Origin of the sequence: Ilumatobacter sp., assembly GCF_965215205.1 — a bacterium.
Classification (GTDB): domain Bacteria; phylum Actinomycetota; class Acidimicrobiia; order Acidimicrobiales; family Ilumatobacteraceae; genus Ilumatobacter_A.
Map to the genome: position 1 here is coordinate 3236438 of NZ_OZ244049.1, position 22032 is coordinate 3258469.

22 protein-coding genes are annotated in these 22032 nt (G+C 72.8%); 5 read left to right on the plus strand and 17 right to left on the minus strand.

Going from position 1 to position 22032, the window contains the following annotated elements; all coding sequences use genetic code 11:
* Position 1: 1 nt before the first annotated feature.
* Together ACOOHC_RS15035 and guaA are read right to left on the minus strand one after the other, a co-directional pair.
* Positions 2–1348, minus strand: a complete 1347-nt coding sequence (locus ACOOHC_RS15035; protein WP_420451218.1) for an NlpC/P60 family protein — start codon at positions 1346–1348, stop codon at positions 2–4.
* A 167-nt stretch (positions 1349–1515) separates the two neighbouring features.
* A complete protein-coding gene (gene guaA / locus ACOOHC_RS15040; RefSeq protein WP_420451219.1) occupies positions 1516–3114 on the minus strand; it encodes a glutamine-hydrolyzing GMP synthase in 1599 nt (532 codons plus the stop codon).
* 63 nt (positions 3115–3177) lie between these two features.
* On the opposite strand from guaA, the gene ACOOHC_RS15045 reads away from it, so the two are divergent.
* From ACOOHC_RS15045 to ACOOHC_RS15060, 4 genes are all read left to right on the plus strand, one after another.
* Positions 3178–3513, plus strand: coding sequence for a hypothetical protein (locus ACOOHC_RS15045; RefSeq protein WP_420451220.1), 336 nt, complete (start codon positions 3178–3180; stop codon positions 3511–3513).
* A 43-nt stretch (positions 3514–3556) separates the two neighbouring features.
* Entirely contained in the window at positions 3557–4975 is a 1419-nt protein-coding gene (locus tag ACOOHC_RS15050) for a pyridoxal-dependent decarboxylase (RefSeq protein WP_420451221.1), read from the plus strand.
* Between the two features lie 145 nt (positions 4976–5120).
* On the plus strand, positions 5121–5759 hold the full coding sequence (locus tag ACOOHC_RS15055; RefSeq protein ID WP_420451222.1) for an SDR family NAD(P)-dependent oxidoreductase: 639 nt from the start codon (positions 5121–5123) through the stop codon (positions 5757–5759).
* A gap of 60 nt (positions 5760–5819) precedes the next feature.
* Positions 5820–7118, plus strand: coding sequence for an ISL3 family transposase (locus tag ACOOHC_RS15060; RefSeq protein ID WP_420450218.1), 1299 nt, complete (start codon positions 5820–5822; stop codon positions 7116–7118).
* Between the two features lie 260 nt (positions 7119–7378).
* Here ACOOHC_RS15060 and ACOOHC_RS15065 read toward each other — a convergent pair whose 3' ends face one another.
* Genes ACOOHC_RS15065 through ACOOHC_RS15075 form a run of 3 tightly spaced genes read right to left on the minus strand, consistent with a single transcriptional unit; the run spans position 7379 to position 8807 of the window.
* Complete coding sequence (locus ACOOHC_RS15065; protein ID WP_420451223.1) at positions 7379–8056, minus strand: NUDIX hydrolase; 678 nt, start codon at positions 8054–8056, stop codon at positions 7379–7381.
* The gene (locus tag ACOOHC_RS15070) at positions 8053–8232 is read right to left on the minus strand and encodes a hypothetical protein (RefSeq protein ID WP_420451224.1); all 180 of its coding nucleotides are present in this window, start codon (positions 8230–8232) and stop codon (positions 8053–8055) included. Before ACOOHC_RS15070 ends, ACOOHC_RS15065 begins: the two co-directional genes overlap by 4 nt.
* A 53-nt stretch (positions 8233–8285) precedes the next feature.
* Positions 8286–8807 carry a hypothetical protein gene (locus tag ACOOHC_RS15075; RefSeq protein ID WP_420451225.1) on the minus strand — a complete coding sequence of 174 codons (522 nt, stop codon included), beginning with the start codon at positions 8805–8807 and terminating at the stop codon, positions 8286–8288.
* Positions 8808–8866: 59 nt separating this feature from the next.
* Between ACOOHC_RS15075 and ACOOHC_RS15080 the strand changes: the two genes are divergently transcribed.
* Positions 8867–10108 (plus strand): cytochrome P450, encoded by a 1242-nt coding sequence (locus tag ACOOHC_RS15080; RefSeq protein ID WP_420451226.1) that lies wholly within the window; start codon positions 8867–8869, stop codon positions 10106–10108.
* 157 nt (positions 10109–10265) lie between these two features.
* Here ACOOHC_RS15080 and groL read toward each other — a convergent pair whose 3' ends face one another.
* The 12 genes from groL to ACOOHC_RS15140 all read right to left on the minus strand — a co-directional run bounded on the left by groL (position 10266) and on the right by ACOOHC_RS15140 (position 21987).
* Positions 10266–11903, minus strand: coding sequence for a chaperonin GroEL (gene groL, locus ACOOHC_RS15085; RefSeq protein WP_420451227.1), 1638 nt, complete (start codon positions 11901–11903; stop codon positions 10266–10268).
* A 63-nt stretch (positions 11904–11966) separates the two neighbouring features.
* Positions 11967–12257, minus strand: a complete 291-nt coding sequence (groES, locus tag ACOOHC_RS15090; RefSeq protein WP_420451228.1) for a co-chaperone GroES — start codon at positions 12255–12257, stop codon at positions 11967–11969.
* 266 nt (positions 12258–12523) lie between these two features.
* The gene (locus tag ACOOHC_RS15095; protein WP_420451229.1) at positions 12524–13096 is read right to left on the minus strand and encodes a Maf family protein; all 573 of its coding nucleotides are present in this window, start codon (positions 13094–13096) and stop codon (positions 12524–12526) included.
* A complete protein-coding gene (gene dusB, locus ACOOHC_RS15100) occupies positions 13093–14262 on the minus strand; it encodes a tRNA dihydrouridine synthase DusB (RefSeq protein WP_420451230.1) in 1170 nt (389 codons plus the stop codon). The genes ACOOHC_RS15095 and dusB overlap by 4 nt, the downstream gene beginning before the upstream one ends.
* Positions 14263–14362: 100 nt before the next feature.
* Positions 14363–14773: a hypothetical protein gene (locus ACOOHC_RS15105; protein ID WP_420451231.1), complete on the minus strand. Its 411-nt coding sequence runs from the start codon at positions 14771–14773 to the stop codon at positions 14363–14365.
* Positions 14774–14823: 50 nt separating this feature from the next.
* Entirely contained in the window at positions 14824–16416 is a 1593-nt protein-coding gene (locus ACOOHC_RS15110; protein ID WP_420451232.1) for a fasciclin domain-containing protein, read from the minus strand.
* Between the two features lie 86 nt (positions 16417–16502).
* Positions 16503–17579, minus strand: coding sequence for a tRNA (adenosine(37)-N6)-threonylcarbamoyltransferase complex transferase subunit TsaD (gene tsaD, locus ACOOHC_RS15115; RefSeq protein WP_420451233.1), 1077 nt, complete (start codon positions 17577–17579; stop codon positions 16503–16505).
* Positions 17576–18235, minus strand: coding sequence for a ribosomal protein S18-alanine N-acetyltransferase (rimI, locus tag ACOOHC_RS15120; RefSeq protein ID WP_420451234.1), 660 nt, complete (start codon positions 18233–18235; stop codon positions 17576–17578). Before rimI ends, tsaD begins: the two co-directional genes overlap by 4 nt.
* The gene (gene tsaB / locus ACOOHC_RS15125; protein ID WP_420451235.1) at positions 18232–18924 is read right to left on the minus strand and encodes a tRNA (adenosine(37)-N6)-threonylcarbamoyltransferase complex dimerization subunit type 1 TsaB; all 693 of its coding nucleotides are present in this window, start codon (positions 18922–18924) and stop codon (positions 18232–18234) included. The genes rimI and tsaB overlap by 4 nt, the downstream gene beginning before the upstream one ends.
* Entirely contained in the window at positions 18918–19451 is a 534-nt protein-coding gene (tsaE, locus tag ACOOHC_RS15130) for a tRNA (adenosine(37)-N6)-threonylcarbamoyltransferase complex ATPase subunit type 1 TsaE (protein ID WP_420451236.1), read from the minus strand. The genes tsaB and tsaE overlap by 7 nt, the downstream gene beginning before the upstream one ends.
* Positions 19451–20593 carry an alanine racemase gene (gene alr / locus ACOOHC_RS15135; RefSeq protein WP_420451237.1) on the minus strand — a complete coding sequence of 381 codons (1143 nt, stop codon included), beginning with the start codon at positions 20591–20593 and terminating at the stop codon, positions 19451–19453. The genes tsaE and alr overlap by 1 nt, the downstream gene beginning before the upstream one ends.
* Entirely contained in the window at positions 20590–21987 is a 1398-nt protein-coding gene (locus ACOOHC_RS15140) for an NAD(P)H-hydrate dehydratase (protein WP_420451238.1), read from the minus strand. The genes alr and ACOOHC_RS15140 overlap by 4 nt, the downstream gene beginning before the upstream one ends.
* Positions 21988–22032 lie beyond the last annotated feature (45 nt).

Below are 22032 nucleotides of genomic sequence, written 5' to 3' on the forward strand. Positions count from 1 at the left end.
GTCAGCCCGGACGGCCGACGCCGGTGACCTTGCCCCAGTTGACCGAGCCGGTCTTGACCACCGAACCCGAGTTCGGGGCGTGGACGTGCTGGCCGTTGCCGATGTACACGCTGACGTGGCTGATCGGGCTGTAGAAGAAGATCAGGTCACCGGGCTGCGCGGACCCGGGCGAGACGTGGGGGATCGAGGCGTACTGCGCCCGCGACTGGTGCGGGAGGTAGACCCCGGCCTGCGCCCACGCGTACTTCGTCAACCCGGAGCAGTCGAAGGAGACACCGGGGCTGGACGTGGCGTAGCGGTAGGGGACACCCCGCTGACCCATCGCGGCGTTGACCGCGACGCTGGAGCGGGACGACGGCGGGGGCGGCGACGGGGCGGGTTCGGGCTCGGGCGCCGGTGCCGGCTCGGGGGCCGGGGGCGGCGGAGCGGGAGCAGGCGCCGGGGCCGGGGCTGGTGCGGGAGCCGGGGCCGGTGCGGGAGCCGGGGCCGGTGCGGGATCTGCCGAGGACGACTCGGGGGCGGGCGCCGGGGCCTCGCCACCACCCCCGCCACCTGAGGGGGCGGCCGGTGCCGACGTGGCGGACCCGGCGCTGCCGCTCTCGGCGGCCGGGGGCGCTTCGCCGCCCGACGACTGCGCCGGCTGGGACTGCGCCTGCTGGGACGCCGCGGCCTGCGCGGCGGCGACCTCGGCCTGGAGACGGGCAGCCGACTCGGCGGCCCGGCGGGCCTCCTCCTCGGCGATCAGCTCGCCGAGCTCGGCTTCGGCTGCCTGGCGCGCCGCGGTGTACTCGCCGGTGAGGCGGTCGGTCTCGGCCCGGGCCGTGACGAGGTCGTCCGCCAGCTCGGCGGCCTCGGAGCGGGCGTCGGCCAGCTCCACGCGATCGTCGGTGAGCTCCGCGACGAGGGCGTCGAGCTCGTCGGTGGTGGCATCGCCGGTGCTGAGAGCGACGCGTGCGAGCTGGTCGCGGTGCAGCACGTCGTTGATGTCGGCGGTGTCCTCGAACAGCGGGCCGAGCGGGGTCGTCCCCGACCCGACGAAGGAGCGGACGGCCATCTCGCCGAGGTCGGCGCGCAGCTCGTCGATCTGCGTCTCGCGCTCGGCGATGTCGGCCTCGAGCCCGACGATGTCGTCGTCGAGCTCGGCCTTGCGGTCGATGGCCTCGACGTACTGCTCCCCGAGCACGATCGCCCGCTCCTCGAGGCGCTCGAGCTCGTCGACGATGTCGGCCACCTCGGCCCGCTGGCGGTCGACCGGGCTCGCGAGGGCGAGCTGCGGCTGGTTCATGGCGGGGACGACCAGCGCGGCGATCAGGGCGACGGGTGCGACCCGACCGAGCAATCTCAACACGGCGAGGAGCCTACCGAATGTGACGAAGAGGTTGCGAAGAGATCGCGAACGCCTCCACCCGTCGCGTTACGGGTCAGACCCGTAACGCGACGGGACCTGCACGGCGGGGGTCCACCCGTCGCGTTGCGGGTCTGACCCGCAACGCGACGGGACCTGCACAGCGGGGGTCACTCCCACTCGATGGTCCCGGGGGGCTTGCTGGTGATGTCGTAGGTGACGCGGTTGACGCCGTCGACCTCGTTGATGATCCGCTGGCTCATCACCTCGAGGGTCTCGTAGGGGATGCGCGCCCAGTCCGCGGTCATCGCGTCGTCGCTGGTCACGGCCCGGATGACGACCGGGTTGCCGTAGGTGCGCTCGTCGCCCATCACGCCGACCGAGCGGACGTCCGCGAGGAGCGCGGCGTACGACTGCCAGATCGCGCGCTCGAGCCCGGCGGCCGCCAGCTCCTGGCGGACGATCGCGTCGGCCTCCTGCAGCACGGCGACGCGCGCGGGGGTCACCTCCCCGATGATCCGCACCCCCAGCCCCGGCCCCGGGAACGGCTGGCGCCACACCATCTCGTCGGGGAGGCCGAGCTCGGTGCCGAGCGCGCGCACCTCGTCCTTGAACAGGTCGCGCAGCGGCTCGATCAGCTCGAGGGCCATGTCGTCGGGGAGGCCGCCCACGTTGTGGTGGCTCTTGATCACCGACGCGGTGCCGTCGGTCCCGCCGGACTCGATCAGGTCCGGGTACAGCGTCCCCTGCACGAGGAAGCGCGCCTCGGTCAGCCCCCCGGTGTGCTTCTCGAACACCCGGATGAACCGCTCCCCGATCGCCTTGCGCTTGGCCTCGGGGTCGGTGAGCCCGGCGAGCGCCTCGAAGAACGTCGCCGCCTCGTCGGCGTGGATCAGCTCGATGCCGAGGTTGCGGCGGAACGTCTCGACGACCTGCTCGCTCTCGCCCTTGCGCATCAGTCCGGTGTCGACGTAGACGCAGGTGAGCTGGGCGCCGATGGCGCGGTGCACGAGGGCGGCGGCGACCGAGGAGTCGACCCCTCCCGACAACCCGCAGATGACCCGTGCGTCGCCGACGCGCTCGCGGATCGAGGCGACCTGCTCGTCGATCACCGACGACATCTCCCACTCCGACCCGATCCCGGCGCGCTCGTGGACGAAGCGTGCGAGCGCCGCCATCCCGTACGGGGAGTGGACGACCTCGGGATGGAACTGGACGCCGTAGATCCGCCGCTCGTCGTGCTCCAGCACGGCCACCGGCGCCCCCTGCGAGGTGGCGGTCGCCACGAACCCGTCGGGGAGCTCGGTGATCCCGTCGAAGTGGCTCATCCAGCACTCGTGCGTCTCGGGAGCGTCGTCGGGGAGGATCGTCGACGCCGCGGTGCGGGTGAGCCGCGTCCGCCCGTACTCGCCCGCCATGCCGCGCCCCACCACCCCGCCGAGCTGCTGGGCGATGAGCTGCGCGCCGTAGCAGATCCCCAGGATCGGGACCCCGAGGTCGTAGATCGCCGGGTCGAGCTGGGGTGCCCCCTCGACGTGCACGCTCGCCGGGCCGCCCGACAGGATGATCGCCGCCGGGTCGCGCTCGGCCATCTCGGCGGCGCTCGTCCGGTTCGACACGATCTCGGAGAACACGTCGAGCTCGCGCACCCGGCGGGCGATGAGCTGCGCGTACTGGGCACCGAAGTCGACGACGAGGACCGTGTCGCGGTCGCGGCTCACGGCATCCGGGCGCGCCGAGGCATCGGGGGAGGCGTGCGGTTGACTCAAGCCATGCATCGTAGAGCGGCGAGCCGGGCCCGGTCGGCGACCCGTCCCTCGCGCTCGTGGGCCGTGGCGGTCCTGGTGTGGGTCCTGGTGGCGCTCGGCTCGCACCCGGGCGCCGCCTACGCCGCCGCGACGACCGAGACCTCTCCCCTGGTCGAGGTGGTGGCGTTCGCGGGCCCGACACCGACGGTCGACGACGCTCCCCCGCCGACGGTCAGCGACTTCTACCCCGAGGAGGAGAACCTCAGCGACTGCGTCGGCCTCGTCGAGAAGCCGGGGTGCGGGAGCGACGCCCGGGGTGGTTGGCGCCAGACGCTGGTGTTCGCGATCGTCGTGGCCGGGATCGGGATCATCGGGTGGCGGGTCGTGGCGGGGGCGAGGCGTGACCGGCCCACGCGCTGACGCCACCGGGCCCGGCCCCGACCCGGCCGGCGGCGGCCGGCCGATGACGGCCGACGAGTTCCGCTCCGCCGGCCACGCCCTGATCGACTGGATCGCCGACCACCTCGAGGGCTCCGGCGACCGCGACGTCGCCTCCGCGCTCGCACCCGGCGACGTGCGCGCCGCGCTGGCGGAGCACCCGCCGACGGAGCCCGAGCCGTTCGACGCGGTGATGGCCGACGTCGAGCGGGTGGTCGTCCCGGGGATCACCGGTTGGCAGCACCCCGGGTGGTTCGCGTACTTCCCGGCGAACAACTCCTACCCGTCGATCCTCGGCGAGCTCCTGTCGGCCGGGCTCGGGGTGCAGGGCATGAGCTGGGTGACGTCGCCGGCCTGCACCGAGCTCGAGACGCTCGTGCTCGACTGGATGCTCGAGCTGCTCGACCTGCCGACCCGGTTCCGCTCCACGAGCGAGCACGGCGGCGGCGTGATCCAGGGCTCGGCCAGCGAGGCGACGCTCGTGGCGATCCTCTCCGCTCGGCACCGGGCCACCGAGGGGGCGGTGAACGCCGACGGCGACACGACCCGGCTCGTCGCCTACGCCACGGACCAGGCGCACTCGAGCGTCGAGAAGGGCCTGCGCATCGCCGGGATCGGCGCGGAGCGGCTCCGCCGCGTCGATCACGACGAGCGCTTCGCGATGCGGCCCGACGCCCTCGCCACCGCCGTCCGCGCCGATCGCGGTGCCGGGCTCGTGCCGTTCTTCGTCACCTCGAGCCACGGGACGACGTCGTCGATGGCGTTCGACCCGACCCCGGAGATCGGCCAGATCTGCCGGCGTGAGCACCTGTGGCTCCACGTCGACGGAGCGATGGCCGGGATCGCCGCGCTCGCCCCCGAGCACCGCGCGGTCAACGCCGGGCTCGAGCTCGCCGACTCCTACTGCACCAACCCGCACAAGTGGATGGGGGTCAACTTCGACTGCACGACGTACTGGACGGCGGACCGAGCCCACCTGCTCGGAGCGTTGAGCATCCTGCCGGAGTACCTGCGCTCGGCGGCGGCCGAGAGCGGCGCCGTCATCGACTACCGCGACTGGCAGATCCCGCTCGGCCGCCGGTTCCGGGCGCTGAAGCTGTGGTTCGCGATCCGCTGCACGGGCATCGAGCAGTTCCGCTCGATGATCCGTGGCCACGTCGCGCTGGCCCAGGAGCTCGCGTCGTGGGTGGACGGCGACGACCGCTTCGAGATCGTCGCGCCCCATCCGCTCAGCCTGGTGTGCCTGGCGCGCACCGGGGAGACCACCGAGGTCGCGAACCGCCGCACCGACGAGCTGATCGACGGCGTCAACGCGAGCGGACGGGCGTTCGTGACGCGCACGGTGCTCGACGGCCGCAGCGTGCTGCGGGTGTCGATCGGCGCCCGCGCCACGACCCGCGACCACGTCGTGGCGCTCTGGGACCTGCTGCGCGAGCTCGCCTGACGGCCCCCGGCCGCGACCCCCGGGCCGCGACCATCGAGTCCCGACCGTCGGCACGACGGTCCCGCGGAGCGCCGAGGGTGCGCTCGAGACGGGTGCGCTCGAGACGGGTGCGCTCGAGACGGGTGCGATGCGCGACCATCGACCGATGAGCTCGTCGCGCCCCGTCGCCCTGATCACCAACGCCACCGGCTACGTCGGCCCCGCGCTCGGTCGCACCCTGGCCGAGCGCGGCTTCGATCTCGTCCTCCACGGCGCCGACTCGTCGGGCTCGATGGTCGGTGTCGAGGAGTCGTTCGAGGACCAGGCCCGCGCGCTCGACCGGCACGGCGCGACCGTCGAGACGGTCACCGGCGTCGATCTCACCAGCGCCGAGGGCAACGCGGAGCTCGTCTCGCGGGCGCTCGACCGCTTCGGCCGGCTCGACTCGGCGTGCCTCGTCACCGGGACGATCGTCGTCGGGAGGTTCCTCGACTCGACCGAGGAGCAGTGGGAGCGGATCAAGCGCACGAACCTCGACATGGTGTTCCACGGCCTGCGGGCCGTGCTCCCGCCGATGGTCGAGGCCGCGTCCGGGCAGGTGGTCGTGTTCACGTCGTCGACGGGCGCGCGGCCGGGGCCGATGACGGCGATCTACGGCGGGACGCGGGCCGGCGCGAACGGCATCGTGCGCGCCGTCGGGCTCGAGCACGCGGCCGACGGCATCCAGGTCAACGCGGTGGGGACCAACTACATGGGGCTCTTCGCGCTTGAGCGTGGTGGTGGTTTCTTGAGCATCCACTGTTGAGGTCCCGTGGCCTCGCAAGTCTTGCGGTCTTCCACAACTGCGAGACGAGGAGACCACGGGATGATTGAAGGTAGCAACGCGGACGCGCTGCTCGGGCTGATTGGTGTGCGGATCTGCGCTGTCGAGGTCGGCGTCGAGGTGACGATCACGATCGAGACAACCAACGACCGGGTCGGGTGCCGCTCGTGCGGAGTGATCGCGAAAGCGCACGGCCGTCGGCGTGTCAGGGTGCGCGATCTGGCGACGTGGGGACGAGCGACGGTGCTCGTTTGGGTGAAGCGGATCTGGCGCTGCCGCGAGCCGCTGTGTGCGACGGTGACGTGGACCGAGACCCTCGACGCGATCGCGTCTCGGGCGTCGCTGACCGAGCGGGCCGGGTTCGAGATCTGTCGCCGGGTCGGCGAGGACGGCGACTCGGTCGCGGCGGTCGGCCGCGACTTCGGTGTCGGCTGGGCGTGCGCGATGAACGCCGTCAACGTGCACGGCCGACGCCTCGTCAACGACCCCGATCGAATCGGCCATGTCACCAAGCTCGGCCTGGACGAGACAGCGTTCCAGCGGCCATCGAAGCATCGCGGTCACACGAGCTACATCACTGGTTTCGTCGACCTCGCCCGACCGCGACTCCTCGACGTCGTGTTGGACCGGACCGGTGCTGCTGTTGATTCCTGGCTCGCACAACAACCCGCTGGTTGGCTGGCCGGGATCGACCAGGTCGCTCTCGATCCGCACCGCGGTTACGCCAACGGGCTCACCGCGACCTTGCCCGACGTGGTCGTCGTTGTCGACCGGTTCCATGCTGTCGGGCTCGCCAACCGCGCTGTTGACGACGTGCGCAGACGGGTGCAACAAGACACCCTCGGGCACCGAGGCCGCACCGGTGATCCGCTCTACGGCATTCGCCGACTGTTGCTACGCGGCTACGAACGCCTCACCGAACGCCAGCTCGAACGCGTCGAGGCGGGACTGGTCGGTGACCGCTACGGCGAGGTCGGAGCAGCCTGGCTGGGCAAGGAACTCGTTCGGGAGATCTACACCGCCGGCACCCTCGCTGAGGCCCGCCAACGACTCCACGTCTTCTACACGTTCGTGGCTGACGCCGAGGTCGGCGAACTCGTCCGCCTCGCCAAGACAATCAGTTCGTGGGAGACCGAGATCCTCGCGTTCCACACCACCGGCGGACTCTCCAACGGGCCGACCGAGGGCATCAACTTGCTGATCAAGAAGATCAAACGAGTCGGCCACGGCTTCGCCAGCTTCGACAACTACCGACTCCGCCTCTTGCTCCACGCAGGCGTCGACTGGCACACTCACCCCACCGCACGACTGCGAAGCCACCCACCACGCTCAGCCGCGTAGAGCCCTACATGGACTTCCCCGGGTTCCGGGCGGCGTCGCGCATCGACGGCGATCCGAGCGCCGAGCCCGCATCGAGGCCCAGACCCCGATGCGACGGCTCGGCACGATGGACGAGCTCGCCCGGTTCACCTCCGTGCTGCTCGACGGGTCGAGCCGCTTCCAGACGGGTCAGTTCTTCGACTTCTCGGGGGGCTGGGGAGCCTGATCGGTCGACCGCCCCGCCGTCTCGGGGCGAGCCGGGCGGAACGTGGGCACGGACGTCACGCCCGCACCGGGCGCGGCAGGGTGAGCAGGTCGACGAGCATCCGCGCGGTCGCGCCCCACACCGTCTCGTCGTCGAGGTGGAAGAAGTGCAGCGGGCGATCGAGCGGAGGCATCCCCCACCGCTCACGGTGGTAGGTGCCCGGTCGGGTCAGTTCGGCGATCGGCGTCCACATCACCCGATCGGACTCGATCGTCCGTGGGCGCAGATCGAGGCGCTCGTCGAGGGTGGCGACCACGGGGACGATGTAGCTGCGCGACACGATGGTCGACAGGTGCTCCAGCTCGCCGACGACGACGGGTCGGGCGGGGTCGAGGCCGATCTCCTCGTCGGCCTCGCGCAGCGCCGTCTCGACGGGCGTCTCGCCCGGGTCGCAGCGCCCTCCCGGGAAGCTCATCTCGCCCTTGTGGTTCGTGAGCTGCATCGAGCGGCGGGTGAGCAGCACCTCGGCGCCGTCGGGCCCGTCCGCGAGGACGACCAGGACCGCCGATTCGCGGGCGTCGGGGAACGTGGGCAGGACCGGGGCCGAAGCGCTCGCGATCGGGGCGACGAGCTCCGCGACGCTCCACCGCGCGCCGAGGTGGAACGGGGGGTCGAGCTCGGTGACCGTGTTCGGCGGTCGTGGGATGCTCTGGCGTCCTCCGGGCCGACGGTCGGCCGGGCCCGGGACGCTCAAGAGGTCGTGGCTCCCGTCGGGACCCAACCCGACTCGGCGAGGTCGGCGAGGACGATCGCCAGACCCGCGGTCTTCATGTTCGCGAGCACGCGGCCCGGGGCCTCCTCGCCCTTCTCGAACTCGTCCCAGGCGGCGATGATCTTGGCGAGGTCCGGCGGCGGTTGCTCGAAGGTCATGGCCCCAGCCTACGAGGGCGCCCCGACCGTGCGAGCGCCCGATCGCACGAGCATCAGTCGGACGTGGAGCGCCGCGACCCGTCGTCGTCACGGCGATCGTCGATCATCGCCTTCTTCAGCCGCTTGGCCGCGAGGTAGCCATCCGCCGCCGTGCGGCCCGCGCTGCGCCCGACCTCCTCGCTGTCGGGGCGCGCCCTGCCCCGGCGCCGCGCCGTGCGCTCCGGCTTGGTCGCGAAGTCGGTGTTCCACCAGACGAAGCACAGCACGAAGCCGAGCAGGCCCATCAGGATCCGGGTGTTGCCGTCGATCGAGACGACCGGCTGGAAGGTGGCGATCGCGATCAGCGCGATCACCACGACGTCGAGGACCCGGTGCACCTTGCGGTGGACCAGCCGGAACGCCCCGCCCGGGCCGATCGCGATCGCGGCGTTGACCATCACGATCGCGCCGAGCGCGGCGGGGATGGCCGGGGTCGCGCTGCCGAACCCGGTCGAGATGAACACCGCCCCGATGATGTACTCGACGATCTGGTGCATCCAGAACGGACGCATCGCCCGCGTGGACTCCCACTCCATGACGCCGCAGGCTAGCGAGCGGTCCCGTCCTCCACGGCGGGCCGGGCTACGGTCGCGCCGTGCCCGCAGACGACGTCGGAGCGACCGACCCGCTGGCGGCGTTCGACGTCGGCGATCCCTCGTTCACGCACGACCCGTACCCCGCGCTCGCCGCGTTGCGCGAGGCCGGACCGATCCACCTCCACGAGCCGTCGGGTCGGTGGTTGGTGACCCGCTTCGACGACGTCGCGACGGCGCTGCGCGACCGCCGCCTCGGGCGGTCGTACACCCACCTCCACGACCACGCCGAGATGGGTCGGCCCGAACCCGACCCCCGGTGGTCGTCGTTCCACGAGCACGAGCGGTGGTCGCTGCTCAGCCTCGAGCCCCCCGACCACACCCGGCTGCGGCGGCTGGTGTCGAAGGTGTTCACCCCGACCTCGGTGGCGCGGCGCCGCGACGAGATCGAGGACCTGTCGCGCCTCCTCCTCGACCGCTGCGCCGAGCTCGAGACCTTCGACCTGCTCTCCGACTACGCGCAGCCGTACTCGATCGGGGTGATCTGCGCCGTGCTCGGCGTCCCCGCCGACGACGCCGCCCAGCTCCTCGACTGGTCGCACGCGATCGTCAAGATGTACGAGCTCGACGCCGACGACGACACGAAGCGGGCCGCCGATCGAGCGGCGGGCGAGTACATCGAGCACACCCGGGACCTGATCGCGGCCAAGCGCGCCGAACCCGACGGCCTGCTCCTGTCGGAGCTGGTCGCCGTCGAGGACGGCGGCGAGACCCTCTCGGAGGACGAGATCACCTCGACGACGATGGTCCTGCTCGAAGCCGGGCACGAGGCGACGGTGAACACCCTCGGCAACGGGTTCCGAGCGCTGATGCGCCACCGCGACCAGTGGCGTCGGCTCACCTCCGGCGAGGTGGCGGCGGACACCGCCGTCGAGGAGCTCATCCGGTGGGACGCCCCGCTCCAGCTGTTCGAGCGGTGGATCCTCGACGACGGCGTCTCGATCGGCGGGGTCGACCTTCCGGTGGGCCAGGAGATCGCGATGCTGTTCGGCTCCGCCCAGCGCGATCCCCGGCGCTTCGACGACCCCGACCGCTTCGACGTGGCCCGGGGCGACGCCTCGCACGTCGGGTTCGGCGGCGGCCGGCACTTCTGCGTCGGCGCTCCGCTGGCCCGCCTCGAGCTCGAGGTGTCGGTCCGCCACCTGGCGCGGCGCTTCGTCGACCTCGAGCTCGTCGAGGAACCGACGTACCACCCGACCTTCGTCATCCGCGGCCTCGAGTCGCTCCGCCTCACGGCCGGCTGACGCGGGTCCTCGACGCCGGCCCCGGGTCGGGCACCGGCCGAGCGGCGCGGCCCGGGCCGGGACGCGCGACGGGCGGACCGGCCTGAGCCGATCCGCCCGTCGTCGGGTCACTCGTCGCCGAGGCGGAGCCCCGTGGGGGCGGTGCCTCGGCGGGACGTCACATCATGCCGCCCATGCCGCCCATGCCGCCGCCGGGCATGCCGCCCATCGACGGCTCGTCCTCGGGCTCGTCCGCGATCAGGCACTCGGTGGTGAGCACCATCGCGGCGATCGAGGCGGCGTTCTGGAGACCCGCACGGGTCACCTTGGCCGGGTCGATGATGCCGGCGGCGATGAGGTCCATCATCTCACCGGTCGCGGCGTTCATGCCCTTCGAGCCCTTCGCGGCCTCGACCTCGCGGACCACGACGGTGCCCTCGAGCCCGGCGTTGTTGGCGATGTTGCGGCCGGGGGCGGTGAGCGCCTCCCAGACGGTCTTCGCACCGGTCTTCTCGTCGCCCTCGAGCTCGTCGACGACCTTCTGGACGTCCTTGCGGGCCCGGATCAGGGCGGTGCCGCCACCGGCGACCACACCCTCCTCGATCGCGGCGCGGACAGAGGACACGGCGTCCTCGATGCGGTGCTTCTTCTCCTTCAGCTCCACCTCGGTGGCGGCGCCGACCTTGATCAGCGCCACACCGCCGGCGAGCTTCGCGAGGCGCTCCTGGAGCTTCTCGCGATCCCAGTCGGAGTCGGTGTTCTCGATCTCGGCCTTGATCTGGTTGACGCGGCCGTCGATGTCGTCCTTGGATCCGCCACCGTCGACGATGGTCGTGTTGTCCTTGGTGATCACGACGCGCTTGGCCGTGCCGAGCAGGTCGAGGGTGACGTTGTCGAGCTTGAGCCCGACCTCCTCGCTGATGACCTGGCCACCCGTGAGGGTCGCCATGTCCTGCAGCATCGCCTTGCGGCGGTCACCGAAGCCGGGGGCCTTGACGGCCGCGGCGTTGAACGTGCCGCGGATCTTGTTCACCACGAGCGTGGCGAGGGCCTCGCCTTCGATGTCCTCGGCGATGATCACCAGCGGCTTGCCGGTCTGCATGACCGACTCGAGCGTCGGCAGCATCGTCTGGACGGTCGAGATCTTGGCGCTGTGCAGCAGGATGTACGGGTCGTCGAGGACGACCTCCTGGCGCTCGGCGTCGGTCACGAAGTACGGGGACAGGTAGCCCTTGTCGAACTGCATGCCCTCGGTGAAGTCGAGCTCGGTGCCGAAGGTGTTCGACTCCTCGACGGTCACGACGCCGTCCTTGCCCACCTTGTCGATCGCCTCGGCGATGACCTCGCCGACGCTGGCGTCGGCGGCCGAGATCGTGGCGACGGAGGCGATGTCCTTCTTGTCGTCGACGTCCTTGGCCTGCTTGCGGATCGACTCGACCGCCGCGGCGACGGCCTTCTCGATGCCGCGCTTGATCTCCATCGGGTTGGCTCCGGCGGCGACGTTCTTCATGCCGGCCGAGACCATCGCCTGGGCGAGCACGGTCGCGGTGGTCGTGCCGTCACCCGCGATGTCGTCGGTCTTGGTCGCGACCTCCTTGACGAGCTGGGCGCCCATGTTCTCGAAGACGTCCTCGAGCTCGACCTCCTTGGCGATCGACACACCGTCGTTGGTGATCGTCGGCGCGCCGAACTTCTTGTCGAGGACGACGTTGCGTCCCTTGGGGCCGATCGTCACCTTGACGGCGTCGGCGAGCTTGTTGACTCCGGCTTCGAGCGCCCGGCGGGCCTCGTCGTCGAACTTCAGGATCTTTGCCATTCTGAGTTGCTCCTCTTGGCTTCTTGCGTGCGTACGTGTGGTGTGGTCGTGGATGCGGCGGGGTCAGCCGACAATGGCGAGGACGTCGCGGCTGTTCAGCACGAGGAGGTCCTCGCCGCCGGACTGGATCTCGGTGCCGCCGTACTTCGAGTACAGGACGGTGTCGCCCACGGAGATCCCGACCTCGATCAGCTCACCGGTCGAGTCGGAGCGCTTGCCCGGGCCGACGGCGAGGACCTCGCCCTGCTGGGGCTTCTCCTTCGCAGTGTCGGGGATGACGAGACCGGAAGCGGTCTGCGTCTCGGCTTCGGCGGGCCGGACCACGATGCGGTCATCGAGTGGCTTCAGGTTCATGGGTTCATGCCTCCAGTGGCAGTGCACGTGCGTTGCGGATGTTGCGGCGGCGACGTCGACTGACGTCGGCCTCAGCTCAGGGACGTACCCGATCTGGCACTCCCTGAAACCGAGTGCCAGACTAGGCGCGCCGACCCGGCGTTGGCAACCGTCGTGCGCGAGTGCCAATCCGTGCCGTGGACCGCACCCCGGTCGCGGTCGCCGGTGGCGGCCGGTCGGATGACCCGGCTCGGCCGGCACCGCTCGCGGTCGTCGCCGAGCGGCCGTCAGTCAGCGCCGAGCACGGTCCGCAGCATCGCGACCGTCTCGGCCAACGGGAGCCCGACGACGTTGCTGACGCTGCCGTCCACCGCGGCGACGAAGGCCGCGGCAGCACCCTGGATGCCGTACGCGCCCGCCTTGTCGCGCCCCTCGCCGCAGCGGACGTACCAGTCGATCGCCTCGGCGCGCAGCTCGACGAAGGTGACCTGCGTGGTCACCACCTCGGTGACGGACGCGGACGGTCCGACCACGGTGACGCCGGTGCGCACCCGGTGCGTGCGGCCCGACAGCGTCCGCAGCATCCGCCGCACGTCGTCGTCGTCGTCGGGTTTGCCGAGGATCCGGCCGTCGACGTCGACGGTGGTGTCGGCGGCGATGACGACGTCGGCGCGCACGGCACCCGACTTGTCGAGCGACAGGCGACGGACGTAGTCGGCCGGGTCCTCGACGGGGCGGGGGGTCTCGTCGACGTCGGCTGGGCGGACCTCGAACTCGAGCCCGATCGACGCGAGCAGGTCGCGGCGGCGTGGCGATCGCGACGCGAGCACGACCGTGACCGCCTCGGGGACGGTGATCATCCGCCCGACAGCGCCAGCACGTCCGCGTCGTCGGGGACCGTCACGTCGGAGTCGAGCGCGTGGCGCGCCTCGCCGTCGAGCCAGCCCTCGGGGAGGGCCACCCGGATCGGGCCGTTGGTGTGGCCGCGCTTGATGCGCTCGCCGCCGTCGACCACCGTGGCGCCCTCCCCCGCCCGGTCGAGCATCGCGGCGAGGATGTCGTCGAGCTCGGCGAGCGTCGCGGTCGTGGAGAAGCGGCGACGGATCTCCGACCCGACCGGGTAGCCGCTCATGTACCACCCGGTGTGCTTGCGGAAGTCACGCATCGCGTGGTCCTCCCCCATCAGCTGCGCCAGCGCCGCCGCGTGGTCGGCCATCACCGACGCGACGAACCCGAGGGTGCGCGGGCCGGCGACCGGCCGCCCGGACAGGGCGTCGACGAGATCGGCGAACAGCCACGGCCGCCCGAGGCAGCCGCGGCCGATGACCACGCCGTCGCACCCGGTGCGCTCGATCATCGCGACGGCGTCGGCGGCCTCCCAGATGTCACCGTTGCCGAGCACCGGCAGGTCGGAGCCGAGCGACGCCATGTGCTCCTTGAGCTCGCCGATCGCCTCCCAGCGGGCGTCGCCGGAGTAGTGCTGCTCGACGGTGCGCGCGTGCATCGCGATCGACGCCACCCCCTCCTCGGCGCACACCTCGCCCGTGCGCCGGAACGTCGGCCAGTCGTCGAACAGGCCCATGCGGAACTTCGTCGTCACCGGGATCCCGTGGGGCGCGGCGGCGCGGACCGCCGCGCGCACGATCGACCGGAGCAGCTCGGGGCGCGCCGGGACGGCGGCCCCTCCCCCGCGCCGGGTCACCTTCGCCGCCGGGCAGCCGAAGTTGATGTCGACGTGATCGACGCGGCCGTCGTCGCAGAGCTGGCGGACCGCCTCGCCCATGATCACCGGGTCGCTGCCGTAGAGCTGCTGGCTGCGGGGGAACTCGTCGTCGGCGAAGGTGATCATCCGGTGGGTCTTGGGGTTGACCTGGACGACGGGGGTGGCCATCACCATCTCGTTGACGTACGCGAGACCGGGCGCGAACCGGCGGCACAGGGCCCGGAACGGCGCGTTGGTGACGCCCGCCATCGGGGCGAGCACGACGGGTGCGGCGAGCGCGTGGTCACCGATCAGCAACGACACCTCCGCAACGGTACCGGCGTGGCCCGGCCGACGATCCCGACGAGGCGCCGGACGTGGCGCTCCCGATCGGCGCGCCGCCGGCCCGCGCGCCCGGCGGCCCTCAGCGGCCGGCGAGGACCGACCCCAACCGGTCGCCGTCGATGTCGACGGCCAGCCACAGCGGCCGCTCGTGCGCCGCCGCACGCGGCTCGGTCGTCGCGATCACGAGGTCCCCGCTCGCGACGACGTCGTCGAGGAACCCGCCGTGGAGCGGGAGCGAGAAGACGATCGCGAACGTGCAGATCACCGGCACCGTCACCGCCACCGACACCACGAGCAGGTGATCGACGCCCGAGGTCGCGTCGTCGGTCGGGTCCGTCGCCACCAGCGCCGCCTCGGTGGTGACGTCGCCGACGCCCTCGACGGCGTGCACGCGCGCGAGGTCCGACACGGCCGGGTCGTCGCGCGCGTCGACGACCGCCGTCGGCCACGACCTCCCGTCGACGTCGATCGTGCGCCCGACGTCGGTCACCGCCAGCACGCTCGACGGTGCTCGACCCCGGTCCGGTCCCGGCTCCACCGTCACGTCCGCGGGGCCATCGTCCCCCCGACGACGTGGACGATCCCGCCGTCGACGACGTTGTCGAGCTGCTCGAGCGGAGCACCGCCGATCGTGGGCGGGCGAGCCGCCGAGTCGACCGGTTGCGGGGCGCCCTCGCGCACCTCGATCTCCGTCGCGGCGAGCACGTCGGCGCCCGACAGCGCTCGGGGAGCGACGTGCGCGAGGAGCAGCTCGCGCACGACGTCGTCGTCGGACAGGTCGACCCCGCTGTCGGCGAGGGCGTCGATCGCCTCGTCGTCGGGGGCGAAGAGGGTGAACGGCTGGTCGGAGGCGGCGAGCTCGTCGAGCAGACCGGTGCGCTCGAGCAGATCGGTCGTCTCACCCAGGTTCGACTGCGACGACAGGAACTGCGCGAGCCCCGGACCGCTGGGCGGGGGCACCGTCGTGGAGGTGGTGGTCGTGGTCGTGGTCGTCGTGGTCGTGGTGGTCGTCGAGGTCGAGGTGGTCGTCTCGGGGACGGTCGTCGTGGTCTCGGGGACGGTCGTCGTGGTGTCGACGACCGTGCTCGAGGACGCGGGGGTCGTCTCGAGGATCTCGGTCACCGGGGGTGCCGGGGTCGTGTCCGGCGTGTCGCTGAACGTGCACGACACCGCGTCTCCGGGCCCGAAGCGGGCGTTGGGGAACGAGTACGTCGCGATCGGGTCGCCCTGCTCGGCCGCCGGGTCGACGGCGATGTCGACCGTCACCACCAGCGGCTCGACGGAGTCGCCCCGCTCGAGGCTGCACTCGCCGGAGATCGACGTGACCGTCGAGCGCTCGGCCAGGACGGCGGTCGACGACCACACGGCCGGGTCCGTCCCCTCGCCGGGGCCCCAGCGGAACTCGACGCGACCGTTCGCGTCCGTGCCACGGATCGCCGGCGAACCGGGCGTGGCGTCGGCCGGGACCAGCCAGCGGACGTCGTCGGGCGACGGCTGGCCGGTCACGGTGGCGGCGAGACCGGTGCTCTTCGGGTTGCCGTCGGCATCGAGGCGGATCATCGCCACGGCGACCGACTGGCGCGCGAGGTCGTCGAGACCTCCGCCGTCGGTGTCGTCGTCGCCGCGCGACAGGATCACCGCGAGGATCACGGCGCCGATGACGAGGAGCGCGACGACGAGCGCGGCGATGCCGGCGGGTTGCTGGTACCACGGGCGGGGCTCGTCGGGGAGCGGGGTGACCGTCGTGTGCCCCGGCGGCACGATCGGGGGCGTCGCCGCCGCGGTCGCGCCCGCGGCCGCGGCGGGCGAGCCCGTCACGGGGGTTCCGCCCGAGGGGGTGACGTCGCTCGAGCCGACGGCGGTCGTCGGATCCGAGCCGGCGGCCGGGCCCGGGACCGCCGGCATCACCCGGGTCGGTTCGGACTCGGGCACCTCGGGGTCGGACGCCGCAACGGGCGCACCGGTCGGATCGGCGTCGGGGCCGTCCGGTCGGGACCACCCTCCGCCGGCGTCCGAGCGCGGCGTGCCGGTCCCCTCGACGGTGGGAACGGGCTCGGTCGGCGGTTGCGCGAGCGACGCGAGGTCCTCGTCGTCACCCTCGCGGGGGTTCGGTCGTGTGTCGTCGTTCGACATCGGCCCAGTGTCTCACGCCGCGCAGTGGTGCGTGCGCCACCCCGAGCGCGCCAGGGTGCGTGACCTGGCGCGGAGCGGGTGCCCGGTCAGTCGATCAGCGGGAGCTTGAGGTTGGGCGTGGCGCCGATGTCGAGCGGGGACGGGCCGTCGGAGCGGAGGCGGTGCCACCCCGCGGCGGCGATCATCGCCGCGTTGTCGGTGCACATCTCGCGGCTGGGCAGGAAGCCCTGGATCCCGTCCTCCTCGCACGCGGTGAGGATCTCCTCGCGCAGCGACGAGTTCGCCGCGACACCGCCCCCGAGCACGATCCCGGTGGCTCCGACCTGCCGGGCGGCGCGTCGCGCCTTGGTGACCAGCACGTCGACGACCGCCGCCTGGAACGAGGCCGCGACGTCCGCGTCGGCGACGTCGTCGTGGGCACGCACGTGGTTGACGACCGCCGTCTTGAGCCCCGAGAAGGAGAAGTCGAGGCCGGAGTCCATCATCGCCCGGGGGAACGCGATCGCCTCCGGGTCACCGAGCATCGACGCGTGGTCGATCGCCGGCCCACCCGGGTAGCCGAGGTCCAAGAAGCGCGCCACCTTGTCGAACGCCTCGCCGGCCGCGTCGTCGATCGTCTGGCCGAGCAGCCGGTAGCGGCCGTGGTCGCGCATCTCCACGAGCATCGTGTGCCCTCCCGAGACGAGCAGCACGACGAGCGGGAACTCGAGCGTCGGATCCTCCAGCGATGCCGCGTAGAGGTGGGCCTCCATGTGGTTCACGCCGACGAAGGGCTTGTCCCACGCGAGGGCCAGCGCCTTCGCGGCCGACACGCCCACCAGCAGGGCGCCGACGAGGCCCGGCCCGACGGTGCACGCGATCGCGTCGATGCGCGACTCCTCGACGCCCCCCTCGACGATGGCGCGCGCGATCACCGGGTTGAGGGCGTCGAGGTGGGCGCGCGAGGCCACCTCGGGCACCACGCCGCCGAAGTCGGCGTGCAGGTCGATCTGGGTCGAGACGACGTTCGACACGACGTCGTCGCCGCCCATCACGAGCGCCGCGGCCGTCTCGTCGCAGCTCGTCTCGATGCCGAGCACCAGGGTCGAGGCGTCGACGGGGACCGGACCACCGCCGCCGGTGGGCTCGGCGGCGGTTCGAGTGGCGGGTTCGGTGGCGGTCATCGTGGGCTCTCCCCGGTGGCGTGGCGGAGCGGGCGATCGCGCAGCGCGTCGAGGCGCGCCGCGTACTCCTCGGTCGAGACGTCGTGGCACCACATCACGATCGCGTCCTCCACGTTCTCGTAGTAGCGGACCCGCACCCCGGCCGGGACGAACCCGAAGCGGTGGTAGAGCTGCTGCGCGCCCCGGCTCGACGCCCGGACCTCGAGCGTCCACGCAGCGCAGCCGCGCCGGACGACCTCGTCGGCGAGCACGAGCATCAGCTCGCGCCCGACCCCGGTCCGGCGGAGGTCGGGGTGGACGGCGACGTTGGTGACGTGGGCCTCGTCGCCGGTGAACCACAGTCCGGCGTGCCCCACGATGCGTCCGTGCGCCCCCCGGTGGGCCGGTCGGTCGCGCACCCCGCCCCGGTCGGGCCCCGGAGCGACGAGGCGCGCCGTCACGTAGTGGCGGGTGCCCGACCGCATCTGGTCGACCTCGCTCTGGAAGACCGACGTCGACCACGGCGACGGGTACGCGTGCCGCTCCGTCTCGAGCACCCCGTCGCGCAGGTCCCGTCGGCGCATCGGCGCGATCTCGAGCACCGCGCCGTCGATGCGGCCGCACGTGGCGTCCACGTCGCGGCCGGCGCGCCCGAGGACCCGCTCGACGACGCTCACCTCGATCCCCTCGTCTTCCAGTTGATCAGCGCGTCGGGGGCGCGCAGGTACACCGGCTCGATGTCGCGGGCGTTGACCCACTCCTCCCGCAGCGCTCGGGCGTGGGCCAGCTGGACGAGGGGCGCGGCCGAGGGGTGGCTGTCGCCGCCGATCTCGCAGTGGTAGCCGTCGAGGATCTCGTCGCGGTAGCGGCGGGCTCCGCCGCCCACGCACAGGGCGTCCTGGTTGCGTGCCATCAGATCGCCGACGAGGTCGTCGACCGGGCCCACCTGGGGCTCGGCGATCTGCTGGATCCCACCGGGGACCTGGCGGTACATCGCGTAGAACACCTCGCCCTTGCGTGCGTCGACCACGGGGACGACCACCCGGTCGCTGTGGCGGCAGGCGAACGCGAGCAGGTCGAGCGACGAGATGCCGATCATGGGGATCCGCAGCGCCTGGGCGATCGCCTTGGCCGATGCGAGGCCGACGCGCATCCCGGTGAACAGCCCGGGCCCGACGTCGACGGCGACGACGCTGATCTCGTCGAGGTCGACGCCCGCCTGGCGGCAGGTGAACTCGATCGCGGGGACGAGGGTCTCGGCGTGGCGACGACCCTTGGTCACCTCGAACAACCCGATCACCCCTTCGTGGCCGCCGATCGCCACGCTGACCCGCTCGGTCGCGGTCTCGACGCCCAGGATCAGCACCGGTGGCTCCCCACCGCGTCGGCGAGGCGGCCCCAACGGCCCGCCCACGATCCACCGACGGCGCCGATGTCGATCCGCCGGGCACCGTCGAGGAGGGCGGCGTCGTCGACGGGCGCGTCGCCGTCGGCGGCGAGGCGGACGACGAGGTGGTCGCCGAACAGATCGACCACGTCACCCCACTCCACGAGCACGATGCCGGCGAACTCGGCGAGCTCGCGCAGCGCGAGGTCGGAGACCTCCGAGGTGTGCTCGAGCCGGTACAGGTCGGCGTGGTGGAGGGTGACGCGCCCGGCGTGCGCGCCGGTCTCGACCGGGTGGCTGTGGACCAGGGTGTAGGTGGGCGACGTCATCGGCTCGGTGACACCGAGCGCCCGGCCGAACCCCTGCGCGAACGCGGTCTTGCCGGCGCCCATCTCGCCGGCCAGCACGATGATGTCGCCCGGGCGGGCGAGTCGTGCGACCGCGGCGGCGACGGCGTCGGTGTCGGCGCGGCTCGCGGCTCGCAGCTCGAGGTCGTGCTCGGACATCAGTGATCGATGCTACGGCGTGGGACGCGAGCGACGCGTGGCGAGATGCCGCACACGATCTCGTACCCGATCGTGTCCAGGCGACGGGCCCAGTCCTGCGCGAGGATCGTGTCGGTGGTGCCGTCCGAGGCGGCCTGCGTGCCGATCAGGGTGACGTCGTCGCCGACGCGCACGTCGGCATCGCCGCAGTCGACCATCAGCTGGTCCATGGTGACGACCCCGACGATCGGGCACCGGCGACCGCCGATCAGGACCTCGCCGCCGACCGACCAGAGCCGCCGGGGGACGCCGTCGGCGTAGCCGATCGGGACGGTGGCGACCGTGGCGTCGCGCTCGAAGCGGTGGCGCAGGCCGTAGGAGATCCGGCTCCCCGACCGGACCTGCTTGACGAAGGACACGCGCGCCCGCAGCTCGAGCGCCGGGCGGAGATCGGACGCGATCTCGTCGACCCCCGGTCCGGGCGAGATCCCGTACACCGCGATGCCGGCGCGCACGAACGACAGGCGCGACGCGGGGTGGGCGAGCGCCCCCGCCGAGTTGGCGGCGTGCAGGCTGACCTCCGAGGGGACCGAGTCCGCGATGTCCGAGAGGACGTCGAGCTGGCGCCGGGTGAACTCGATCGACTCGGCGGAGTCGTCGTCGGCCACGGCGAGGTGGGTGTACATCCCCGCGAGGCGCACCGCCGGCGCCCGCTCGACGATGGCGGACACCAGCGACGCCGCGGCGTGGGGGTGGACGCCGACCCGCTGCATCCCGGTGTCGACCTTGACGTGGACGCCGAGCCCGGCCGGGCGCTCGTCGACGAGGGCGTCGAGGAACTCGCGCCGGTACACCGTCGGGGTGAGACGGTGCTCGACGACGTACGGCGCGGTCTGCGGCGGCTGCTCGCTGAGGACGAGGATCGGCGCGTCGATCCCCGCTCGGCGCAGGTCGATCCCCTCCTGGACGAGGGCGACGCACAGGCCTTCGGCGCCGGCCGAGATCGCCGCTCTCGCCGTGGTGAGCGCGCCGTGGCCGTAGCCGTCGGCCTTGACCACCGCCCACACCGCGGCGGGCGCGGCCCGCTCGCGCAGGACGCGCACGTTGTGCGCGATGGCGTCGGCGTCGACCTCGGCCCACGCCCACCTCAGGTCCGCCGTCATCGCAGCGAACCGAGGGCGGCGGGGAGCAGATCCACGATGTCACCCGCGAGCAGACCACGCGCCGGACCGAGATCGGACGCGGCGCCGTGGATCCAGGCGCCGGCCGCGGCGGCCTCGACCGGATCGACGCCGCTCGCGAGCAGCGCGCCGACGATGCCCGACAGCACGTCGCCCGACCCCGCCGTCGCGAGGCGCTCGTCGCCGCGGTCGACCAGCAGGGCGCGCGCCTCGTCGCGCGCCCGGACGGGGGCGTCGCCGTTCCCCGACGCCACGATCGTCGTCGGGCCCTTCAGCAGGACCGTCGCGCCCAGCTCCGCCGCGAGGCCGCGTGCCGCGGCGACGCGGTCCGCACCGGGGAGCTCGCCGGTGAGGGTTCGGAACTCACCGTCGTGGGGGGTCAGCACCGTCGGTGCGCTGCGCGCACCGATCAGCGCGGCCGCGCCGCCGTCCGCAGCGGCGATCGCGGTGATCGCGTCACCGTCGACGAGCACCGGCACCGGCGCCTCGGCCACGCAGCGCCGCACCGACTCGAGCACCCCCTCCGCCCGACCCAGGCCCGGGCCGATCACGAGGGCCGAGAAGCGCTCCATCCGCTCGAGCGCTGCGGCTGCGAAGTCGCTCTCGCCGATCTCGGTCTGCACGATCTCGCTGCGCGTCCGCGGGCGCGCCCCCGGCGACGAGCACGAGACGAGGCCGCTCCCGGCGCGCGCGGCGGCCGCGGTGCACAGCTCGGCCGCTCCGGGCATGTCGGCGCTGCCCGCGATCACCGCGAGCGCCCCGTCCCACTTGTGCGCGTCGCGGGCGCGCTCGGGCCACCAGCGCGCGACGTCGGACGACTCCACGAGGTGGCACGTGGCCCGCGACACGTCGAGACCGATGTCGGCCACGTGCACCTCGCCGGCGAGGCGGGCGCCGTCGGCCAGCACCAGGCCCGGCTTGAGCGCCTGGAAGGTGACCGTGCGCCGTGCGCGCAGGATGCGCTCGGCGGCGGCGACGCCGTGGGCGTCGATCCCGCTCGGCACGTCGACCGCGAGCACCGGTGCGTCGCCGACGTCGGGAGCGATCCACGGGCGGTCGGGATCGGCCCGGTAGCCGGTGCCGAAGGCGGCGTCGACGACCAGGTCGGCCCCCACCAGCTCTGCGGGGACCGAGCCGACGTCGTGCACCACGACGCGCACCCCGCGCCGACGCAGCCGCTCGGCTGCGTCGCGGCCGTCGGCGCCGTTGTCGCCCGGCCCGGCGATCACGTGGACCGTGCGCCCGTACGCCCCGCCGAGCACCTCGAGCGCGTGGCGGGCGACCGCTGCGCCGGCGCGCGAGATCAGCTCGGCGACCCCCTCCGGAGCGTCCGCGTCGACCGCACGCATCTGCGCGGGGGTGACGACGGGGATCATGGCGCGAGTCTGTCAGAGCGCGAGCCGCCCGGGGCCCGCGGCGGG

Bases quoted from the DNA above. Each gene is read 5' to 3' on its own strand.
- ACOOHC_RS15050 (WP_420451221.1), top strand. From the start codon at position 3,557: ATGACGGCCGACGAGTTCCGCTCCGCCGGCCACGCCCTGATCGACTGG.
- ACOOHC_RS15055 (WP_420451222.1), top strand. From the start codon at position 5,121: ATGAGCTCGTCGCGCCCCGTCGCCCTGATCACCAACGCCACCGGCTAC.
- ACOOHC_RS15060 (WP_420450218.1), top strand. From the start codon at position 5,820: ATGATTGAAGGTAGCAACGCGGACGCGCTGCTCGGGCTGATTGGTGTG.
- ACOOHC_RS15070 (WP_420451224.1), bottom strand. From the start codon at position 8,232: ATGACCTTCGAGCAACCGCCGCCGGACCTCGCCAAGATCATCGCCGCC.
- ACOOHC_RS15075 (WP_420451225.1), bottom strand. From the start codon at position 8,807: ATGGAGTGGGAGTCCACGCGGGCGATGCGTCCGTTCTGGATGCACCAG.
- groL (WP_420451227.1), bottom strand. From the start codon at position 11,903: ATGGCAAAGATCCTGAAGTTCGACGACGAGGCCCGCCGGGCGCTCGAA.
- groES (WP_420451228.1), bottom strand. From the start codon at position 12,257: ATGAACCTGAAGCCACTCGATGACCGCATCGTGGTCCGGCCCGCCGAA.
- ACOOHC_RS15095 (WP_420451229.1), bottom strand. From the start codon at position 13,096: ATGATCACCGTCCCCGAGGCGGTCACGGTCGTGCTCGCGTCGCGATCG.
- ACOOHC_RS15110 (WP_420451232.1), bottom strand. From the start codon at position 16,416: ATGTCGAACGACGACACACGACCGAACCCCCGCGAGGGTGACGACGAG.
- tsaD (WP_420451233.1), bottom strand. From the start codon at position 17,579: ATGACCGCCACCGAACCCGCCACTCGAACCGCCGCCGAGCCCACCGGC.
- tsaE (WP_420451236.1), bottom strand. From the start codon at position 19,451: ATGTCCGAGCACGACCTCGAGCTGCGAGCCGCGAGCCGCGCCGACACC.
- alr (WP_420451237.1), bottom strand. From the start codon at position 20,593: ATGACGGCGGACCTGAGGTGGGCGTGGGCCGAGGTCGACGCCGACGCC.
- ACOOHC_RS15140 (WP_420451238.1), bottom strand. From the start codon at position 21,987: ATGATCCCCGTCGTCACCCCCGCGCAGATGCGTGCGGTCGACGCGGAC.